15 protein-coding genes are annotated in these 20,669 nt (G+C 35.3%); 3 read left to right on the plus strand and 12 right to left on the minus strand.

All coding sequences use genetic code 11. From position 1 onward, the window contains the following. Positions 1-233: 233 nt before the first annotated feature. The 6 genes from AC1DCD_RS06310 to AC1DCD_RS06335 form a co-directional block, all read right to left on the minus strand. On the minus strand, positions 234-707 hold the full coding sequence (locus AC1DCD_RS06310; RefSeq protein ID WP_008451107.1) for a Dps family protein: 474 nt from the start codon (positions 705-707) through the stop codon (positions 234-236). A 274-nt stretch (positions 708-981) separates the two neighbouring features. After that, entirely contained in the window at positions 982-1,683 is a 702-nt protein-coding gene (locus AC1DCD_RS06315; protein WP_008451092.1) for an SDR family NAD(P)-dependent oxidoreductase, read from the minus strand. A gap of 128 nt (positions 1,684-1,811) precedes the next feature. Next, a complete protein-coding gene (locus AC1DCD_RS06320; RefSeq protein ID WP_353586803.1) occupies positions 1,812-2,699 on the minus strand; it encodes a tRNA threonylcarbamoyladenosine dehydratase in 888 nt (295 codons plus the stop codon). Between the two features lie 81 nt (positions 2,700-2,780). Continuing rightward, positions 2,781-3,647, minus strand: coding sequence for a CvfB family protein (locus AC1DCD_RS06325; protein WP_019036283.1), 867 nt, complete (start codon positions 3,645-3,647; stop codon positions 2,781-2,783). Positions 3,648-3,707: 60 nt separating this feature from the next. After that, positions 3,708-4,394 (minus strand): ABC transporter ATP-binding protein, encoded by a 687-nt coding sequence (locus tag AC1DCD_RS06330; protein WP_019036282.1) that lies wholly within the window; start codon positions 4,392-4,394, stop codon positions 3,708-3,710. A 2-nt stretch (positions 4,395-4,396) separates the two neighbouring features. Continuing rightward, positions 4,397-6,517: a cation:proton antiporter domain-containing protein gene (locus tag AC1DCD_RS06335; RefSeq protein ID WP_464640881.1), complete on the minus strand. Its 2,121-nt coding sequence runs from the start codon at positions 6,515-6,517 to the stop codon at positions 4,397-4,399. 122 nt (positions 6,518-6,639) lie between these two features. On the opposite strand from AC1DCD_RS06335, the gene AC1DCD_RS06340 reads away from it, so the two are divergent. Beyond that, a complete protein-coding gene (locus tag AC1DCD_RS06340) occupies positions 6,640-7,656 on the plus strand; it encodes an aspartate-semialdehyde dehydrogenase (RefSeq protein WP_019036280.1) in 1,017 nt (338 codons plus the stop codon). A 258-nt stretch (positions 7,657-7,914) separates the two neighbouring features. Here AC1DCD_RS06340 and AC1DCD_RS06345 read toward each other — a convergent pair whose 3' ends face one another. The 6 genes from AC1DCD_RS06345 to AC1DCD_RS06370 all read right to left on the minus strand — a co-directional run bounded on the left by AC1DCD_RS06345 (position 7,915) and on the right by AC1DCD_RS06370 (position 16,906). Beyond that, positions 7,915-8,754 (minus strand): hypothetical protein, encoded by an 840-nt coding sequence (locus tag AC1DCD_RS06345; RefSeq protein WP_353586797.1) that lies wholly within the window; start codon positions 8,752-8,754, stop codon positions 7,915-7,917. A gap of 61 nt (positions 8,755-8,815) precedes the next feature. Continuing rightward, entirely contained in the window at positions 8,816-10,330 is a 1,515-nt protein-coding gene (locus AC1DCD_RS06350) for a leucine-rich repeat domain-containing protein (protein WP_464640878.1), read from the minus strand. Between the two features lie 74 nt (positions 10,331-10,404). After that, positions 10,405-11,949 (minus strand): PKD-like domain-containing protein, encoded by a 1,545-nt coding sequence (locus tag AC1DCD_RS06355; protein WP_464640876.1) that lies wholly within the window; start codon positions 11,947-11,949, stop codon positions 10,405-10,407. 65 nt (positions 11,950-12,014) lie between these two features. Then, a complete protein-coding gene (locus AC1DCD_RS06360) occupies positions 12,015-12,689 on the minus strand; it encodes a DUF4843 domain-containing protein (RefSeq protein WP_019036276.1) in 675 nt (224 codons plus the stop codon). 17 nt (positions 12,690-12,706) lie between these two features. Next, on the minus strand, positions 12,707-14,110 hold the full coding sequence (locus AC1DCD_RS06365) for a RagB/SusD family nutrient uptake outer membrane protein (RefSeq protein ID WP_464640874.1): 1,404 nt from the start codon (positions 14,108-14,110) through the stop codon (positions 12,707-12,709). A gap of 3 nt (positions 14,111-14,113) precedes the next feature. Continuing rightward, positions 14,114-16,906, minus strand: coding sequence for a SusC/RagA family TonB-linked outer membrane protein (locus AC1DCD_RS06370; protein ID WP_464640872.1), 2,793 nt, complete (start codon positions 16,904-16,906; stop codon positions 14,114-14,116). A 658-nt stretch (positions 16,907-17,564) separates the two neighbouring features. On the opposite strand from AC1DCD_RS06370, the gene AC1DCD_RS06375 reads away from it, so the two are divergent. Continuing rightward, positions 17,565-17,993 (plus strand): HU family DNA-binding protein, encoded by a 429-nt coding sequence (locus tag AC1DCD_RS06375; protein ID WP_008451105.1) that lies wholly within the window; start codon positions 17,565-17,567, stop codon positions 17,991-17,993. Between the two features lie 193 nt (positions 17,994-18,186). Then, positions 18,187-20,088: a molecular chaperone DnaK gene (dnaK, locus tag AC1DCD_RS06380; RefSeq protein ID WP_353586785.1), complete on the plus strand. Its 1,902-nt coding sequence runs from the start codon at positions 18,187-18,189 to the stop codon at positions 20,086-20,088. The last annotated feature ends 581 nt before the right edge of the window (positions 20,089-20,669 follow it).

Below are 20,669 nucleotides of genomic sequence, written 5' to 3' on the forward strand. Positions count from 1 at the left end.
TAATCGCTGTAATATTTGCATAAGTTTGACAGTTTAATATAAGTATATAATATTTGTAATCTTTGCGTGATATAGCCTATTTAAGTATTAATATTAAGATATTTTTAGAAAGGATATTATAATATAAAAATAGAGGATATGTTTAACTTTTCACACATCCTCTATATTTTGCTTATAAAACTATTAGTATATATGTAATAGCTTTAATATTAGAACTGATAGCTATTTAAAAGTTATGCTAAATAAGCATTAACCATCCATACAGATTTTTCTTGTCCTACAAGGAAATCGCTCATCATAGCTGTAGTAACCTCATCATTTGCTTCTTCTGCAGCTGCTATAATTTCTCGCTCTTTTGCAATTAAAACTTTTAAAGTATCAAGGATTAATTTCATACCTTCTACTTCATTTACTTTGTTATTTTCTTCTTTAAGTGTAGCAACTTTTAAAAGCTCACTAAAACGATTTTCAGGCTTGCTATCAAGTTGTAACAAACGTTCTGCAACTTCATCTATTTTCTCAGCAACATTGTTATATTGATTTTCATATTCTGCATGTAACTGGAAAAAGCTCTTACCTTTTACATTCCAATGCAATCCACGTAAATTCATGTAATACACATGAAGATCTGCTAAAAGCTGATTAAGACCATTAACTACTCCTTCTATTTTTGTTTTGTCTAATGCTAAAACATCTAAATTTTTCATTTTTCTTTTTTTTTATTAAGTTATATAATTTAATTAAAAACCTTGAAACAATATGTAGCAAGGATTGTTACCATATAGAGTTTTTTTCATAGTTAAAATCAAACTCTAATTAAATAACATTACAAAGATACGAAAAATAAATAAAAGAATTTATTATTTTAATAAGATTTTTGAAAAGTACTTTTATTTTAGAATTTAAATATTATTGTATATTTATTTAGTCCCCCCTTATAAATAGGGTGTGTCTCTTTTAGACACACCCTATTATATTTTATTACTCTGCAACAATGGGATAAATCTCAATAAATTCACCTTGGTGCTGCTGCTCATCATAGAGTAAATCTACTATCTTTTTCCCAACTTCGTCAGGCTTATGGAATCCTGGTAGAGACATATTGCCGTTAAGATCGGTAGTAGTTGGACCTGGATGAACGGTATATATTTCTATAGGGATATTGTTTTTTTGAAAATCGAAGGCAAAATGTTCGCTCATACAATTTTGTGCAGCCTTACTTGCTTTATATGCTAACGGATTCCAGTAAGGATTGGTAGAGGTGGGTACTGTGATGTTTATTATTTTGCCATTATTTTTAGATAGTATAGATATTAGTCCTTGACAAAGATAAAAAGTACCAAAGAAATTAACCTGAGTAGTTTCTATTATATCTTTTAGCTGTGTTTCATAGCTAAGTACTGACATATCTCCGGGTATACCAGCGTTGTTTATTAATAGTTTAAGGTCGGAATGTTTATCTTTTATTTCTTCACAAGTAGAAGCTATAACCGTGTAGTTAGAAAGATCCACTTTAAGATATTCTGCTTTTCCTTTGCCTATGGCGTTTAGCTTGTTTACTGCGGCTTCGCCACGTTCTTTGTTACGTGCGCCTACAAGGACATGCCAGCCCCTTTTTATCAACTCTTTAGCTATTCCATATCCTATGCCTTTATTGGCACCTGTTACTAATGCTTTATTCATAATTGTATCAAATTAGTTGTTTTAAAACTTATGTTTTTAATCAAATCTTTATGTTTATATATATTTTTTACCCCTTTTTGTGAGAGTGGTAATAATAATAATGAATAAAATAAATAAGGGTATATTTCCTAAGCCTCTTGTTTTATTCTCTGCGTAGATTTTAGGCGTTTACGTTCTTCCAACATATCTTTAGCACGTTGCTCTGCAAGTATAGCTGCTTTATTTGTAGCTTCTTCTTCTGGCTTAATACGCATAGTTTTTGCAATGTTAATTAAATCTTTTACAGCTTCACCTCCTGCTATAAGCCCTGCTGTAGCTGGTACCCACGCATTAGAACTTGGAATGGTATGCCGTTCGGTGCATTTGCGCATATTTTTATCAGGGCATATACAATGGAAGGCACAGCTTATCTCTGGTTGTTCTATACTTTCTAAAGGCTCTTCAGGGCTATAAACTACCTTTAGATGTTTGATTTTAGTCTTTCGAAGTTTTTTGCGAATAACCTTTGCTAATGGGTCATTAATAGTTTTAAATATATCAGTTACCTCAAACTTAGTAGCATCTATCTTATAAGCAGCGCCCATACATGATAATATAGGTATCTTTAGTTCATAGCAGCGATATATAAGGTCGAGCTTTGCAGTAACAGTGTCTATACAATCGACAATATAATCGTAGTGATCGAAATCGAATTGAGTAGCGTTATCGGGTAAATAGAAAGTTTGGTATTTGCGTACTATACAGCGTGGATTTATGGACAGTATGCGTTCTTCGGCTATATCTACCTTAAATTTTCCTACTGTTTTTGTAGTAGCTAACAACTGTCTGTTTACATTGGTCAAACATACACGATCATCATCTATAATATCTATTGCTCCTACACCGCTACGTGCCAGAACTTCCACAACATATCCTCCTACACCTCCTACTCCAAACACAGCCACTCTGCTACCATGAAGGGTATTAATGGCAGGCTTGCCCAGTAATAATTGTGTTCTTGAAAATTGGTTTTGCATTTTTAAGGGTGTTTACTAATATTTGTTTATATTGTTATGTCTGCTTTATAATATACTAACAAGGTTATGGTGTTATGGATATTACACATTTTTTACTAACTTTATTTTAGTTGGCTCTACTATGATCAAATGTTTTTTATACAAGTCACCAATGGCTTTTTTATATACTTTTTTAGATACCTGAAATTGGTATTTAATGTCTTCGGCATTACTTTTATCACCAAGGTTACATTCTCCATTATGTGCTTTAAGATATTCTAATAATCTTTCAGCAAAGCTGATAGCATATTGTTGTCCAATTGGTTGTAAAGTACAGTCTATTTTGCCATCAGTGCGCACATTTGCAATATATCCTTTTAATTTATCTCCTGTGTGAATACGCTTAAAAACCTGATCTTCGTATATTAATCCTGCGTATTTATTGTCTACGATAACTTTAAAACCTAAGTCGGTCTTTTGCCAAATAAGCAAGTCTACCTCCTCGCCATGTTTATATGTTGGAAACTCTTTAGAGAGAAAATGTTCTACCTTTGCTGATGCCACTAAGCGATAAGTCTCTTTATCAATATACATAAATATAATATACGAATTGCCTATTTCCATGCGTCTTTTTTGCTCACGGAAAGGGCAAAACAGATCTTTTGTAACGCCCCATGATAAGAATGCGCCATATTCATTTACCCACGAGCATGATAAATAAGCAAAGCTGTTAACTGTAGCTAATGGTTTTTCGGTAGTGGCTATAGGGCGCTCGTCCTGATCAAGGTAAACGAGTACTTCTACCTCATCACCTATGTTTGCACCTTGTGGTATATATTTTTGTGGCATTAAAATATCGCCAGCCTTACCACCATCGAGATAAACGCCAAATTCTTCTCCAAAACCCTCACGAAGAGCTTTCTTTACTATGGTGAGTTTGTTGAAGGTTCCTAATTCTATTGTTTTCATGTCTTGTCGTCCTTTTTATATATTGTTTATAAATATGTTACTGCTTATTTTATTGGCAAGTTAGTCTTCTTTAGAAAGCTGTTGCCTACTGTTATCAGATATTATTATACCATCTTTAAGATGTATGGTTCTGTCGGTGATACTTGCCAATCCTTCATCGTGCGTAACAATAACGAACGTTTGTCCAAACTGATCTCTTAGGTCGAAGAAAAGCTGATGTAGCTCTGCTTTATTCTTAGAATCTAAACTTCCAGATGGCTCGTCTGCAAGTATTACAGCAGGGTTGTTTACGAGTGCTCGTGCTACTGCAACACGTTGTTTCTCACCTCCAGATAGCTCTTGAGGCTTATGGTTAGCACGATCAGTAAGACCTAAAAAGGCTAACAACTCTTTACCTCTAACCTTAGCTTCTTTAGAGCTTTTACCTGCTATATAGGCAGGAATCATTACATTTTCGAGTGCCGTAAACTCAGGTAAAAGTTGGTGAAACTGAAAAACAAAGCCCAAATGCTTATTACGGAAATCGCTCAATTTATTAGTAGAGAGGCTGTTTATATCTATTCCATCTACTACCACCTTTCCTTCGTCTGCTTTGTCGAGCGAGCCAATTATTTGTAATAATGTAGTCTTACCAGCTCCTGAGGGGCCTACTATGCTTACTACTTCACCCTTGTTTATGTGCAAATCGATACCTTTTAGTACCTCAAGCGAACCAAAACTCTTAGTAATTCCTTTTATATCTATCATTGTTATAAATTTTTCTTATGTATCCATTCACTTGCTACCTCATAAACGCTACGTTCCTCTGTATGTTGAGGCTCAGCAAAGGTCATTGTGTCTAAATTGTTACCATATTGATCAGGGAAGATAATCATTATAGTTTTACCATTAAAATATTTATTTATCTCATTGGGCAAATCGTCCATTGCTGCTTTATATGAGATAGTTCCTTTACGGGCAGTAATGATAACAAACATATGATCATGTTTTACGTTCATAGCTTTTATAGGCAATTCGTTCCAATGCTCCATCTGTTCGTATTCTGCGCGCACACTTGGATAGTTGTTTATTACATATTCTTTTATCAAATCGAGTGTTTCCTGTCTGGCATCGAATACTATCCTACACTCCATGTTTTCTGCCATGCGGGCTAAACGCTCTAACCAACGATAAAAGCCCGGTTCGTATTCAGCCCTTGAAGGTACTGCTACCTGTATACGGCGTATAGTGTTTAGAGGTTGCTTAATACGTGCTATAATAATCTGACGATTGAGCCTATGATATACACTACGTGCAAATTCTCCCCAAAAACCACCATGCTGCTGATGATGAAAATGAAGCCCCATAACTATTTCTGATGCTTGATTTTCCTTAAAAGCATACATAATGCCATTTGCAATGTTTGCAGCTACACGTATCTGTGTAGATATAGGTACATCGGCAGCACTGGCATATTTATTAAGATTGTTTAGAAGCTCTATACCTTCGGCTTGCTTAGTATGTATGTTTACATCATCGTACACTACATTAAGAGCCACTATATCTCGTTTCAACTTAGGATTGCGCATCATTGTTGCGAGATTTAATAGGTGGATAGAGGTGTTAGCATATTTTACAGGGACAAGTATTTTCTCATCATTATCCACCTTTTTATCCTTAAGATCTTCTTTTTCCAATAGTCGCAACTGTTCAGCTGCTCGTTGTGTTATCATAGTAGATATTATGCAGGTAAACAGTATCATAAGCACTATACCATTGAGAACAGCATTGTCAAAAAGATATTTTCCTCCGCCTATAGGCAACTTACACCCAACCATAGCTAAGGCTATTGCACCTGCGGCATGAGCAGAGGTAAGACCAAACATCATATGTCCCGACTTTAAGGATAGCTTAAAGACCCATGTAGCAATATAAGATGCTAATGCTTTTCCTAATGTTCCAAAAACTACCAGTAATAGCATTATCCATAAAATGTAAGTACTTTCAAAAAGTAATTTTACGTTTATTAGCATGCCTACTCCTATGAGAAAGTAAGGTATAAACAAGGCATTACCTGTAAACTCTAACCTGTTCATAAGAGGAGATACCTTTGGAATAAACCTGTTTAAGATAAGTCCAGAAAGAAAAGCGCCAAATATGCCTTCTACGCCGATAGCATGTGAAAGGGCTGCCGAGCCAAACATAATAGCTAAAACAAAGACAAACTGCATTACACTGTCTGAATAACGATGTAAGAACCAGCGCGCCACACGAGGAACAGTATAAAAGAGAAATGCGCTATATGCTATAAATTTTATGCTAAATATAATCCAAAACGTTATATCTCCACTGCCTGTTACAGAGCTTGTTATAGAGGAAAGAATTATTAACGATATAAGTAAAGCAAGCATAGAGCCACCTACACTTATAGTAGTACTAACATGTTTTGTAAGGCCATAACGCCCAACGATAGGGTAGGCTATAAGCGTGTTGTCTGCCATAATGGTACTAATGAGCAAAGCTGCCATACCGCTGAAGTGAAGAAACAATGTAAAAGCACCATATATTAGCACAAATGGGCAGAGAAAGGTGAGAGCACAAAATATTATTACGCGCACGCTATTCTTTCGCAAGCCTTCCATGTCAAGCTCTAATCCTGCTAAAAACATAATATAATATAAGCCCACTTGCCCAAAAATCTCAAAGGAAGCATCTCTGCCTAATATATCAAAACCATTCTTACCTACAAGGACTCCTGCAAGCACCATTCCTATAATATGAGGAATACGGAGCTTTCCCATGATAATAGGTGAGAACAATATCATGAGGATAACGACAAAAAATATAAGCGTTGGATCTGTTATAGGAAAAAAATGAGATATATTAATCATAGTAACCACATTGTAAAAATATATGCAAAGATAGTAAAAAGATGATAGAGTAACGGTGATAATAGATGGTTTTTTGTACTTTTGCAAAGTAAAAAGACTGATAAATATATTATAATATAAAAATGAAAGTAGCTATTGTTGGTGCCAGTGGTGCCGTAGGGCAGGAATTTCTTCGCATATTGGAACAGAGAAATTTTCCTCTTGACGACTTAGTGTTGTTTGGTTCTTCACGTTCTGCAGGTAGAGAATATGCCTTTAAGGGAAAGAATTACAAGGTAAATTTGCTTCAGCATAATGACGACTTTAAGGGAGTGGATATAGCTTTTGTTAGTGCAGGAGGAGGCACATCTGCAGAGTTTGCCGATACTATAACTAAGTATGGAACAGTGATGATAGATAATTCCAGCCAGTTTCGTCAGTGTGAAGATGTGCCATTGGTAGTCCCTGAGATTAATGCTGCTGATGCTTTAAAACGCCCTCGTGGGATAATAGCCAATCCTAATTGCACCACAATAATGATGGTAGTAGCTTTGGCTCCTATAGAAAAGCTTAGTCATATTAAGAAGATACATATTAGTAGCTATCAGAGTGCATCCGGTGCAGGAGCTGCCGCTATGGCAGAATTAGAGCAACAATATAAGGAGCTGCTAACTATAGGTAAGGTAAAAACGATAAAAAAGTTTCCTCACCAGTTAGCATATAATGTTATTCCTCAAATAGATAAGATGACCGATACCGATTATACTAAGGAGGAAATGAAGATGTTTAACGAAACTCGCAAAATAATGCACTCTGATGTACGCACCAGTGCCACCTGCGTACGTGTGTCATCTCTTCGCAGCCATTCTGAGAGTGTGTGGTTTGAAACAGAGAAGCCATTAGCTGTAGACGATATTCGCAAGGCGTTAGCTGCTGCCGAGGGTGTTACATTGGTAGATGATCCGCAAAACTATGTTTACCCTATGCCTTTAGAAAGTGCAGGGCATGATGATGTTTACGTTGGGCGTGTACGTAAAGATCTTGCTGATGATAATGGCTGTGTGTTATGGCTTACGGGCGATCAAATACGTAAAGGGGCTGCACTAAATGCTGTTCAGATAGCAGAATATCTTATCAGAGAAGGTGATATAAAGAGATAATTCTCACATATTGGTGTACAGATAATCCGTTATATACACGCTTTTTAGCGCATATATAGCGGTTTTTTTTTTAATGTTATTGCTTACTTATTATATAAAAAGCAAGCTGCATTAAGTTACCTTTTATTATAACTTAATACAGCTTATTTTATATCTAATACTTATCTTGTAATTTTTTAATTACAATAAAAGACATAATTACTTTGTTATAGTAATCTCAATACTATTAGAAAAGATTAATAATCGTTTGTAGTATTATCATTCTACAGTAACTTTTATTTCGTTAAACTTAGACGTCGCAACGGCATTAAACGTAATAGTCTTCTCTTTACCTGTCCAAATGTAGGGAAAATCATCATCATTGTTACATATTAGGTTTTTAAAATTGTATGTAAGATTGCAGTAATAAGGTACGTTTATAAACTCTATACGTGTAATAAACTTACCTTCTTCTGCTGTAAATGTAAAAGCATTTTCTTTATATACTGTATAGATATTATCTATTATTCTGTTCCAATACCTATCACTATTTTTCTTTTGTGTTAGTGTTACAGGTCCTGTTACCATCTTAACATCATCGTCTAATTTACCAGCAGTCTTATCTTCTTTGGCGTCTATACTGTTAGTAGTAGGAACTTTCCATGGGTTTTCAGAGAAATTGAAAGTAAAGATAGTTTTAGTAGTTTCTTCAGTTTCACCAGGTGTAGGATTAGGTGTGCCTGCTTGGCTAACAACTATACTTACCTTTACTTGTTCTTTGCTATTATCATCAGTAACAATAAGCTCGGTATTACCCGTAGAAAGCGGATTAACGGTAATGATATTGTTTTCTAAAGTAGCTGTAGCTATATTGTTATCAGTTATTTTACAACTATACTTTCCGTTTCCTTTTACTATTTTTACAGACTCTGTTTTCCCTACTTGCATATTTAGCTGAGTAGTAGAAAGTTGTAGTTTAACATCGTTTTTATTTCCTTGCGAACCTCCTTGCTCTTCTTTTTGGGGGAGATTAAAGTCTTGATTATCTTTGTTGCAACTTGTCATAAAAGCAGCAATCATAAATAAAAGGATAAATGAGTATTTATAAAAACTATTCATAATTATTTTTTGTTTATTAATTGTTATTTTTTTATTGTTATAATTCTTTCTATGTGTCGCATTAAAGCTCTGCTACCTCTGCAAAGTTAGCTTTACCCCATCTTTCATTGTTACTATATTGCTCTTTGCTTCCTTTAGGGACGTAAAGTTTTTTGGTTGTTGGAGTTTTGTTAAAGATGGCAGCATTTGTTGTGGGAGGTGTTGTTGCACGACAGATAACTTCAGCAAGGTTAGAGCAACCGGTAAATGTGTTTAGAAAAACTTTATTAAGTGTAGAAGGCAGATCTACTTTTGTTAGTTTTTTACAGTTAAGAAATGCCGAATGCTTTATCTCTGTAACACCTTCTGGAATTACAATACTGGTTAAGCTTTCACAGTTATGAAAAGTTTTCACATTAATGACTTTCACTTTCTCTGGTATATTTACTTTGCTCAATTTTTTGCAATCAGCAAATAAGCCACCTCCTATAAAGTTAACATTCTTTGGAAGTAGAACCTCAGTTAGCTCTTCGCAGCTACTAAAAGCAGATAGTTCTAATCTTTCTAACGTTTCTGGGAGTGTTATGCTCTTTAGCGATTTACAACCATAAAAAGCCTGACTACCTATTAAAGATAGATTTTTAGGAAGCTGAACAGATGATAATGATTTGCAATCCTTAAAAGTAGTAGCTTTTATCTCTGTAATATTATTTGGAATAATGATAGACTCCAGACTGCTGCAGGCACTAAAAGCGTTATCTTCAATATCCTTTAAAGAAGTAGGCAACTTTATTTCCGTTAATTGATCACAGCCATAAAACATACTTTCTCCTATGGTTTCAAGCCCTTCATCTAAAGAAACTTTCTGTAAATTATTACAAAAAGCAAATGCGTTTGGTTTTATTTCTTTTACCGATTTAGGTATATTTACCTCTTGCAAAGCGTGGCATTGATAGAAAGCATCTTCATCTATTTTTTCTAAATTAGAAGATAAAACTACTCTATGCAACTTGTTGCAGTAAGAAAATGCTCCTTTACCAACATATTTTAATGTAGAAGGAAATATTATTTCTTGTATTGGTGTTTCTTTAAAAGCCTCAACATCTATACCCGTAATGCCTTCTTTAAGAACTATTTTGCCATCTTCTGGTATTAACTCTGCAGGCCATTTTTTTATAACATTATCTTTTATCTCAACGCCATCAGGTATCTGTGTGTCAGTTTCCTCTACAAGAATACTTACCTTTGCTTGCTCTTTACTATCTTCATCGGTTACAATAAGTTCTGTTTCGCCTATAGAAAGCGATTTGATGGTTATAACATTGTTATTTAAAGTTGCTATAGCTATGCTGCTATCTATAACTTTGCAACTATATTTTCCGTTTCCTTGTAGAATCTTTATAGATGCTTCCTGACTTGCTTTCATCAAGAGCGTAGCTGTAGAAAGTTGCAGCTTTTCATAAGTCTTAGTGCCTTGCGAACCTTTCTGTTCTTCTTTTTTTGTTGGATTAATATCATCATTGTCTTTGCTACAACTTACCATAAAAGCTGCGAACAATATTAAAGCGACAAATGAATATTTACAAAAAACTTTCATAATTACTTTTTTTTTGTTATTTTTATTAATTTATATTATGTGATATTATTACTTACTGTTATGAATATCTTTTTTTATTTTATTCTATCTAAATGTTCTTTTCCATTTCCTTTAAACACCATTCTACGTATTTTACCTCCCACGTTATGGTCAGCTTCTATAATTTTTCCGCTTTCTTTGTTTGTTGCATTGATTATGAAAACAGAGGCACATGAATATTTTGAAGCTTTCTTATCTTCGGCAGCAACATACATTTCATTGGAATTATAAGGATTGAAGATGATTTGTTTTACCTTAAAGTTTTCACCCAAATCTATATAAGGCTTATTGCTAAAGTTTTGCGCTTCATAGTTAAAAGCGAATATTTTACCATTTTCGTTACCATAATACATTATTGGTTTTGTAGGGTTTACACCAATAGCATCGGTACTTTTTATATTGCCATTAGACGAGATGTTAGTTAAAACAATTTCTTTTATTTTCGGATTTTTTTGTGATGTACGGGAAATAGATAATCGATAAATATTAACCTCTTTATTGCTTGTATATCCTACAAATAAGAAGTGGCGTGGCTCATAACGATTGTCAGCCAGTCCGTCTGCATACACTCCGTCACAAGGTAGTAATGCCATAGGTGTAACATCACAAACAGTTTCACCTAATGCTGTCCTTCCTATTGCTGCAATATACAGTAAATGTTTCGATTTCAAATCAAAATATACACGTACCATATCGGTAGGTAAAGGTATAAAAGAACAAGCTAAATCGGCTATTTTAACGTCCTTAGGCATTTGATGATTAATTTTATCCTCAAGGAAATGATGGTTTAATGTCATTAAGTAATCCTTACCATTTCCTACGAAAAAAATCACATTAAAATCTCTATTCCACATAAAGTTTTGCCCTCCAAACGGCGCAAAAGCAAAGTTTGGATAAAATTCGCCTTTGCCATCGTATTGCACTTCTGTTTTTACTTCGAGTGTGTTAGGGTCGAGCAAGTAAACTTTTCTTGGATTATCGGTACTAATAACCACATTTAACCCATCTGTGTCTTCTATGTTGTTAGGGTTTGTAATACCTTCTCCTGTCCAGCAAAGAGCTAAAGGCTCTGTTCCTAATGTAAGGTTAGGGTTACTTTGTTTGAAAACGTTTGTAGCCATAGGTATATTACTTTTGTCTAAAGCCTTATAAGCAAGTTCGGCACCTTTCTCTCCTTCAGTAAGTAATAGTAGTCCGCGATTGTAATCGGAGTAAACAAAGAGCTTAAACTCTATGATTTTAGCTGTTTCATCAGCCGCCGTTACCTTTAAGAAACATGAAAAGGTGCCTAATGTAGAGCAAGTGTAATTTAATGTTTCTTCATTACTTACTTCTTTGTGATTGATATTCCACTGGTAAGTAACTTTTTGTTTCTGATCGTTAGAGAACTTTATGTTTGGCTTTATTTGCAATATAGCACCTTGTTTTATGCTATATGCTTTCTCTATACCTTCAATACTACTTAGTTTTCCTTCAGTAGTTTTATGGCTCAGGTCGCTATTGTCAAAATTGTTTTCTGAGCAAGCTGTTAATAATAACATTGCTATAAACAAGAGGTAGATGTTTTTTAGTTTTTTCATTTTGTCTGTTTCTATTAATTAAATGTCTGTTTTTTTTTAATAAATATTTATCTAAAATATGGTACCTATACCTCCCAAGTAACATTAGGGAATATTACACCTTCTTCGGGGTGAAGGTCGAAATATTCTTTTACACGTTTAAAAATGCGCAGGTATTCATATTTACGATCTTCAAACTGTTCTTTTCTTACAGGGTTACCATAATATTCTATAAATTTTTGATATTTCTTAATATTGTATTCTCCTAACCAATAAGCCACCGATGACCACCATGAAGGAATGTCTAACCGGTTGTTAAATAATATTTTAGCTATTTTATGCTCCATAATCTCTGGCTGTAATGGCGATGAGGGATCAATGCCAAGGGTTAGCGTATAGGTAGAATGGTCGTCTAAAGAGCGACGATTTATTTTTATCTTTAATGTATCGTGGGTAGCATTTGGCTTTATTGTTCTGTTTAATATTAAAGGGTCGTAATGCAAATTGGCAATAGCAGTTGTTGCAGTGTCTATAATTTGCAATTTGTAATAACGTTCTTCCATGTGCAATTCTCCTATTGTTTCTATAATAACGCTCACCACCGAATCGGTAGTTGCGTATGGCAAACTGCCTAAAGATATGTTATAGGTAGATTTCTCAAAGCATATCCCACTTTTAGATGGCTCTATAAAACAAGACGAGCAACCTGATATGAGTAATAGTGCTGTGGAAAAAAGAATGGTAGAAAGTGTTTTTTTCATAACTTTTGTTTTTGTTTTTATTTCTCTAATCCATTTTCGCTTTCGGGTAGTGGCAGTACATAGGTTTCGTTACTGGCCTCTATATGTTTACCGTTCAGTCCGTCCATGCTACGCCACAAACGTTTGTAGGTGAAGAATATTTGCCCTTCTCCCCAATATTCTCTTGTTATCTCGTCAGCTATCCATCTTTGAAAGAGCTTCTTAGTACTAATTTCGTCCATTGATATAGGTTGTAAACCTCTTGCCGTTACAACTGTATTTATAGCCTTTAGCGACTTTTGTTTATCCTTATCATATATAGCTTCTGCTAAAATATAATACATCTCAGGAAGACGAATCATATTAACTCCGGGTGTTCTGTTAGACTTCCATTGCTGGCTTTCATCATAATCTTTATCATAAAGCTTTATAAAAGCAGTAACAGGCTTTCCCCAATTAGTAGCAGTAAAATAAGTTTGATATCTATAATCATTATTTATGGTAGAGAAAGTCTCGGTTTTAAACAAGCGTTTATAGTTTTCTCTTACCATATTGCAGGTAGGCGTGCTATGTTCAGGATAAAACAATTGTCGTACATTGATGTACATTTTAGGCGCATTTAACACCCAAATACATTCTGTTTCAGCATCATAACCTCTGAAAAGCTGTAAAACATCGTTTTCTTTTACCAGTTTGTAGTGGCTGTTTATAACCTCTTCTGCTAAGGCAGCTGCCTTTTTGTTGTTGTTTCCCCATAAAGCCACACGAGCTTGGATAGCTTTTACGGCATTGAGGGTGATATATACATTTTTAACAGTTGGATATTCTTTCTTTGAAAACTCTTTTTTTGCTTCTTCTAAGTCGTGCATAATGTCCTGATAACATTCTTGTACGGTTTTCTTTTCACATATCTGGTTACTTGCCTTTGTTACATAGGGTATGGCTAAAGCGTTAGGATTATTAATATTTGGTGCAAAAAGGCGAAGCAAATCAAAATGTAACATTGCTCTAATGGCAAGGGCTTGTGCTCTGTAGTTGCACATCTTGGGGGTGTCTTTATCTTTTATGTGTTCTAATAGGCTATTTATGGCATAAATATCATAATAGGCTGTTGCCCAAATCTGGTCGATTATTCGTCTTACTTCTTTATCTTTATATTGTAAATCGTATGTTTTTGCAAGTAGGGTAGTTGTAGACGACTCGTGGTCGTTATAATATAGTTGTGCTATCTCATCTATAAAACCAAAAGAGAGGTTACTACCGTAAAGGTCGGCTTTTGTAAGTGTGGCATAAATACCTGTAAGAGCGTCTTTTGCACCTTGCTCATCGGCAAACATTTGCTTGTCGTTGATAAGTCCGGGCGTGTCTATATCGATGAAATTACATGCAGAAAAAGTAGATGTAAGCAGACTCATTATAAAGAATATTTTTATTGCTCTCATTTCTTATATTTTAATGTTAAGTCCTAACTCATAGATGTTAGCAAAGGGATAAGCTAAACCTCTTTCACGCTTTATAGTAGATAAGTGTAGGAATTGCCCCATAGAAAAAGTAAAGCGTACATATTGCAGGTGAGCTAATTTGCACAAACTATTTGGCACGTCATACCCTAACATAAGCGAAGTGCCCTCTAAAGCGTATTCTTTTTTTACAAATCTAGATGTGGGAGATGTATCTTCTTGAGCAGCAATATGCTTATAGATAACTTTATCGCCTGGCTTTTGCCAGCGGTTGTAGAACACTCTCTTGTCAGCATTATACATAGGGTTGACGCCCTCTACTTTGTTTGCCAAAGTTCCGTTATAGATGGTTGCACCTAAACGATAGTTAAACGATACGGTAAGGCTAAAATTGCTAATATTAGCAGCTAAGCCAAATGCTCCTTGCAGCGTTGGAGTAAGGTCGCCAACTACTTTTCGGGCATTATAATTGTATGTATAAGTTTGCTCACCATCTTCTCCAATAAATATTTCCTTGCCGTTTGAAGGATTTATACCTGCCGAGAGCATTACCTTTAAGGCTGTAAGCGACTCTCCTTCAGCATATATTGCAGCGGGTAACCTGCCTGATAACTTTGCGTTATGTGCATTTTGATTTCTTAAGTAATCGCTTATTTTTACAATGACATTGTGATTGTGGCTTGCTGTAAGATATGCGTTTAGCCCCCAAAGCCTACTATTTATAATCCTACCACGCAACGACAGCTCGTAACCACTGTTGCGTATCTGACCTAAGTTTTCTTTTGCATTGGCAAAACCTGTATGCAAAGGTTTTGATATGGTCATAACCACATTATTAGTTGTATTTTTATATATATCGAAAGAGCCGCTTAGGCGGTCGGAAAATAAGCTAAAGTCAAGCCCCAAATTGGCTTTTATGGTTCGTTCCCATTTTAAGTTCGGGTTTACTAATGCTACAGGCATAGCTCCTATTTCGTTGTTATAAATGTAATTGGCATGGTATCGGTAAGCTAATTGAGCCTGATAAGGGTTAAAACTAACATTACCTACGGTGCCTATGCTTGTCCTGAGCTTTAACAAGTTGATAGGGCTGTCACTAAAAAATCGCTCTTTATGTATATTCCACCCTAATCCTATCATGCAAAAAGGAGCGTAGCGTTCTGATGTTCCAAACTTTGACGACCCTTCACGACGAAAAGATGCATCTACGAAATATTTATTTTCAAAAACATATTGCACGTTTAAATAGCCTCCAAACATTCTTGCTTTGTCTTTTCCTCCCTTTGGTGTACTCCCTTCAGCAAATGCTGCCGCCTGTGAAGCATGGTCTATCTTGTCTGATAGTATCCCAATGGCTGTAAACCCATTACTTTCGTTATCTGTGGCTTGAAGGTTAAGTCCTAAGGTAGCAATGAGTTGATGCTTTTTTATAGCTTTAGCCCAAACTAAAAAAGCATTTGCCGAAAAATCGGTAGATTCGCTGTGCATAATATCAAAACTACCGCGCTTAGCCTTATCAGTATAATGAAATTTTACAGAATGTGGCGAATAAAACGTTTCGTTATCGTTTTGCGTTTGTGTTAAAGAGGCTGTAGCTTCTAAGCGTAGATGTTTTAAGATGTTCCAACGCACTTTGGCACTGTTTGTAACAACCTTGTTTTTTTGCAGAATATAGCTGGAAAGAGTCTTTTCAAAGATAGGATTAGCCATACCAAAGGCAAGATGGTTGTTTAACTCTCCGTAGCTATTATATGGCTCATCGTATGGGTTTAGTCTTGTATAGTCCGAAAAACTGCCATAAGGCACATCATGACTTTGCCCACCCATTATAAGTGCAGTGTATTGTAAGAAGAATTTTGAAAAATCGCCGTATGTCAAATTTACTCTCACCGAGCCATCTCTTCTGTCGCTTTTATCCATAACTCCCCGCACATCATTAATCCCTGCCATAAGCGTATAACGAAACAATGGTGTTCCGCCCATAATGTTAATGTTATGTGTTTGTGATAACCCTGTACGTAACGGCATTTTTAGCCAGTTGGTATTAACACCTGCTTTTACCCTGTCCAGTCTTGCATAATAGTCTTTTTGGCGTTTTACATCTATATCGCTGTTGCCTATGAAACGGCCATATAAACCTGCTTTGCGCTCAAATTCTAATTTCTCGGCAGCATTAAGCAGATTATAATCAGACAAATCGGCTACACTCACCTGAAAACGATTACTATAATCGATGTTCAGTTTTCCTATATGAGAAGGTAATGACGTTATTACAATAACACCGTTGGCAGCTTTCGAGCCATAGTAAGTAGTGGCAGCAGCATCTTTCAACACAGATATTTGAGAGATGGTGGAAGGCTTTAAGCTGAAAACTACTCGTATATCTACCTCTACGCCATCGAGAATGAAAAGCGGAAGGTTAGTATGGTCGCCCTCTATAAAACTGCTTCGCCCACGTATAATCATATCTGGCAACTTGTTAGGGTCAGACCCTTTATTATTGTCAGGAGTTAGTTCAAATCCGGGAACATTATTTTTTATAAGTTCTAACAAGTTTGTGTTTACTTGATTATTTATAGTTTTTCTGTCAATGGTAAATGCCGAACCTGTATATATTTCCTTAGGCTTATTAATATAGCCTGTAACCACCACTTCATCGAGCATTTCTTGGTGTATAGACGTAGTGTCTTTATGTGTTTGTGCTAAACAAAGAAGGCTTACAAAAAGCAAAGATATAGTTGTAAAAACATATTTGTTATCCCGATGTATTAGTGCCATTATTGCCTCAATAGTTCTATCTGTTTATTAAATAGGAAATGCAAAATTAATATATTACTAAAAGTTAGACAATACTTAATTTTAGTGATTTTATTATAGATAATGTGTTATAAAATATTTTCTTAAAATGTTTTAAACCTATATTATTGCGCTTGTTTATCTTATATTAGCGTGCGATTTGCTACAAAAACTAACGTTTTGTTAGTTTTGGTAAATATTTCTCTTTTTGTAAATATAATTAATCTTCGTTACCTTTCTACATTTTTAGGTATTTTGCTTGTTCTTTTCTGTAGATATTTTGCTAAAAGTAAAGATTTATTTATATTGCTGTTTTAAATAATAAATATAAGTTTTAGTAAAAAAGCTTATTTCTAAAAATCATATACATCTTATATATTACATAATAATATGTCTTACTATGTGCTTTGAAAACTATAGTTTTATCTGTAAAAAGAAGGCGAGTAAAAAATGAAAATAAATTATTTTTCTATCAAAAATAATCTAAAAATACTTGGAAAATAAATTATTTTTGTTTATATTTGCATATCTTTTCTATAAAGATAGGCAATCTTTTGTTATATATAAAGTCAGTAGTTTTATTAATATTATGTATTGCCTTTTGATAGATAACCTAACAAATTAATAAAAAAAGAATATTATGGCAGTAAAGATCAGATTACAGCAAAGCAAGTTTAAGGAAAATAATCGTGGCGGAAAGTGGCACGCTCGTACGGTAAGTAATGGTATTTCTACTATTAACGATTTATCTAATGCTATTCAGGAAAGTACTTCGTTTACGCGAGGTGATGTGCGTGGTATTGTAGTGGCGTTGATAGACGAGATAGGTTTTCAGCTTGCAAATGGAAAGACGGTAGTCTTAGAAGGGCTTGGGCGCTTTCATCTCACTGTGGAGAGTACTCCTTCAGATAGTCCGGAGGATTTTTCTTTGCGTAAAAATATAAAGAGTGTAAAGTGTAAGTTTGTGCCTTCAGGCCGTCGCGATCCTGATACTAATCGCAAAGTGGAGGATTTTGGGTTTGGTGTGCAGGTAGCATGGGCAGATAAAAATAATAGAGAGCTGAAATAAGACGCTTCATGGTAGAAACACGCGTAGAGAGTTTTTCTAAGAGAAGATAATATTTAAGAATAAAGAAGTCTGCCATCTTGTCACACTTTCTTTCGTTGGCACAACCTTTGTAAATAATTAAGCGAACGCCAATGTATAACGCATTGGGGTAATGATACAAGAATAATAAAAATAAAAAAATATATATATAATTATGGGAAAGATTATTGGAATTGACTTAGGAACAACTAACTCGTGTGTTGCAGTATTTGAAGGTAACGAGCCAGTAGTAATAGCTAATAGCGAAGGTAAACGTACTACTCCTTCTGTAGTAGGCTTTGTAGAAGGTGGCGAGCGTAAGGTGGGCGATCCTGCTAAGCGTCAGGCTATCACAAATCCAGAAAAGACAGTTTATTCTATTAAGCGTTTTATGGGTGAAACCTACGATCAAAGCTCTAAAGAGGTAAATCGTGTACCTTTTAAGGTGGTTAATGAAGGTGGTTATCCACGTGTACAGATAGACGACCGCAAATATACTCCTCAGGAAATATCAGCTATGGTGCTTCAGAAGATGAAGAAGACAGCAGAAGATTATTTAGGACAAGAGGTAACCGATGCTGTTATCACCGTTCCGGCTTATTTCTCTGACTCTCAGCGTCAGGCTACAAAAGAAGCAGGGCAGATTGCTGGCTTAAATGTTCAGCGTATAGTTAATGAGCCTACTGCAGCAGCATTAGCTTATGGTGTAGATAAGGCTAATAAAGATATGAAAATAGCAGTATTCGACCTTGGTGGTGGTACTTTTGATATATCTATATTAGAGTTTGGTGGTGGTGTCTTTGAGGTGCTATCTACTAATGGTGATACACATCTTGGAGGAGACGATTTTGATCAGGTCATTATAGACTGGTTAGTAAATGGCTTTAAAGCTGACGAAGGTATAGACCTTACAAAAGATCCTATGGCTATGCAACGCTTAAAGGAAGCAGCTGAAAAGGCTAAGATAGAGCTAAGCTCTTCTTCATCTACAGAGATCAACTTACCTTATATAACTGCTGAAGGTGGTGTGCCAAAGCATTTGGTAAAGACTCTTACTCGCTCACAGTTTGAGCAGTTAGCTCATGGCTTGATACAGGCTTGTTTAGTGCCTTGCCAGAATGCTATCAGGGACGCTAAGCTTTCTACTAGCGATATAGACGAGGTAATACTTGTAGGTGGTTCGAGCCGTATACCTGCAGTACAAACATTAGTAAAAAACTACTTTGGCAAAGAGCCTTCAAAGGGTGTTAACCCTGATGAGGTAGTTGCAGTAGGTGCTGCTATACAAGGAGCTATTCTTAACAAGGAAAGTGGTGTAGGAGATATTGTCTTGCTAGATGTAACACCATTAACGCTTGGTATCGAGACTATGGGTGGTGTAATGACTAAGCTAATAGATGCTAACTCTACTATACCTGTTAAGAAGAGCGAGGTATTTTCTACCGCAGCCGACAATCAGACAGAGGTAACAATACATGTTCTTCAAGGTGAGCGTCCTATGGCATCACAAAATAAGAGTATTGGGCAGTTTAACTTAACTGGTATTGCTCCTGCTCGTCGTGGTGTTCCACAGATAGAAGTAACTTTTGATATTGATGCTAATGGTATCTTAAGCGTATCTGCTAAAGATAAGGCTACAGGCAAAGAGCAATCTATTCGTATCGAAGCATCAAGTGGTTTGAGCGAAGATGAGATTAATCGTATGAAAGCAGAAGCAGAGCAAAACGCAGCATCTGATAAAGCTGAACGTGAGAAGATAGATAAGCTTAACCAAGCAGACTCTATGATATTCACTACAGAAAACTTCTTAAAGGACAATGGCGATAAGGTGCCTGCCGATCAGAAATCGGCTATAGAAACAGCTCTTCAGCAGCTTAAAGATGCTCATAAGGCTCAGGATATAGCAGCTATAGACACTGCTACGGCTAATCTTAACAGTGTTATGCAGGCTGCTTCACAGCAAATGTATAGTCAGGCAGGTGCTCAGGCAGGTGCAGCTAATAATCAGCAGGCACAGCAAGAGCAGCCAAAACAAGATGATAATATACAAGATGCTGACTTTGAGGAAGTGAAATAAAACAAAATTAGAATATATAAGTCCATACCTTCCTGTTATAGGAAAGTATGGACTTTTTTTTGTTTAAAAAAATCAAACTAAGAACATTATAAAGAAAGTAAAAAAAACAGTAAAGATAAAAAGCCATTGCCTACAGCTAAGCGTAAGCTGTTATATATATTGGTTTTTATAAGAGGACTTCAGATAATTGTTAGCATATAGATAAATTTATTAAGTAAAACAGTTTGTATCTTTTTGCTACTAACATATGAAATAGAGTGGGGGGAAAAGATAGAAACTTAAGTATAAAGTAATGATTTAAATAAGAATATCTAAATACTATGTAAAGCATGTTCGTGTATTGGCAGCTACAAACATAAAAGACGTATAATTATAGCTTGAAACTGAAGTCAAAAGTAGATAGTCTGATGCAGCATAATTAACAACATAAGAGAGGTAGATATTAGGACTTTTAAAATGGGAGAAAATATCTCCTCCTTTTCTATTCTTTATACAAGAATATTTGGCGTATAGCTCATTTTGCAGGATGATTTTGAGAAGTATGTATCCTATAGCTCAAATTGCAGGATGATTTTTTCCGA

Source organism: Prevotella sp. C0209C1, from assembly GCF_056583855.1.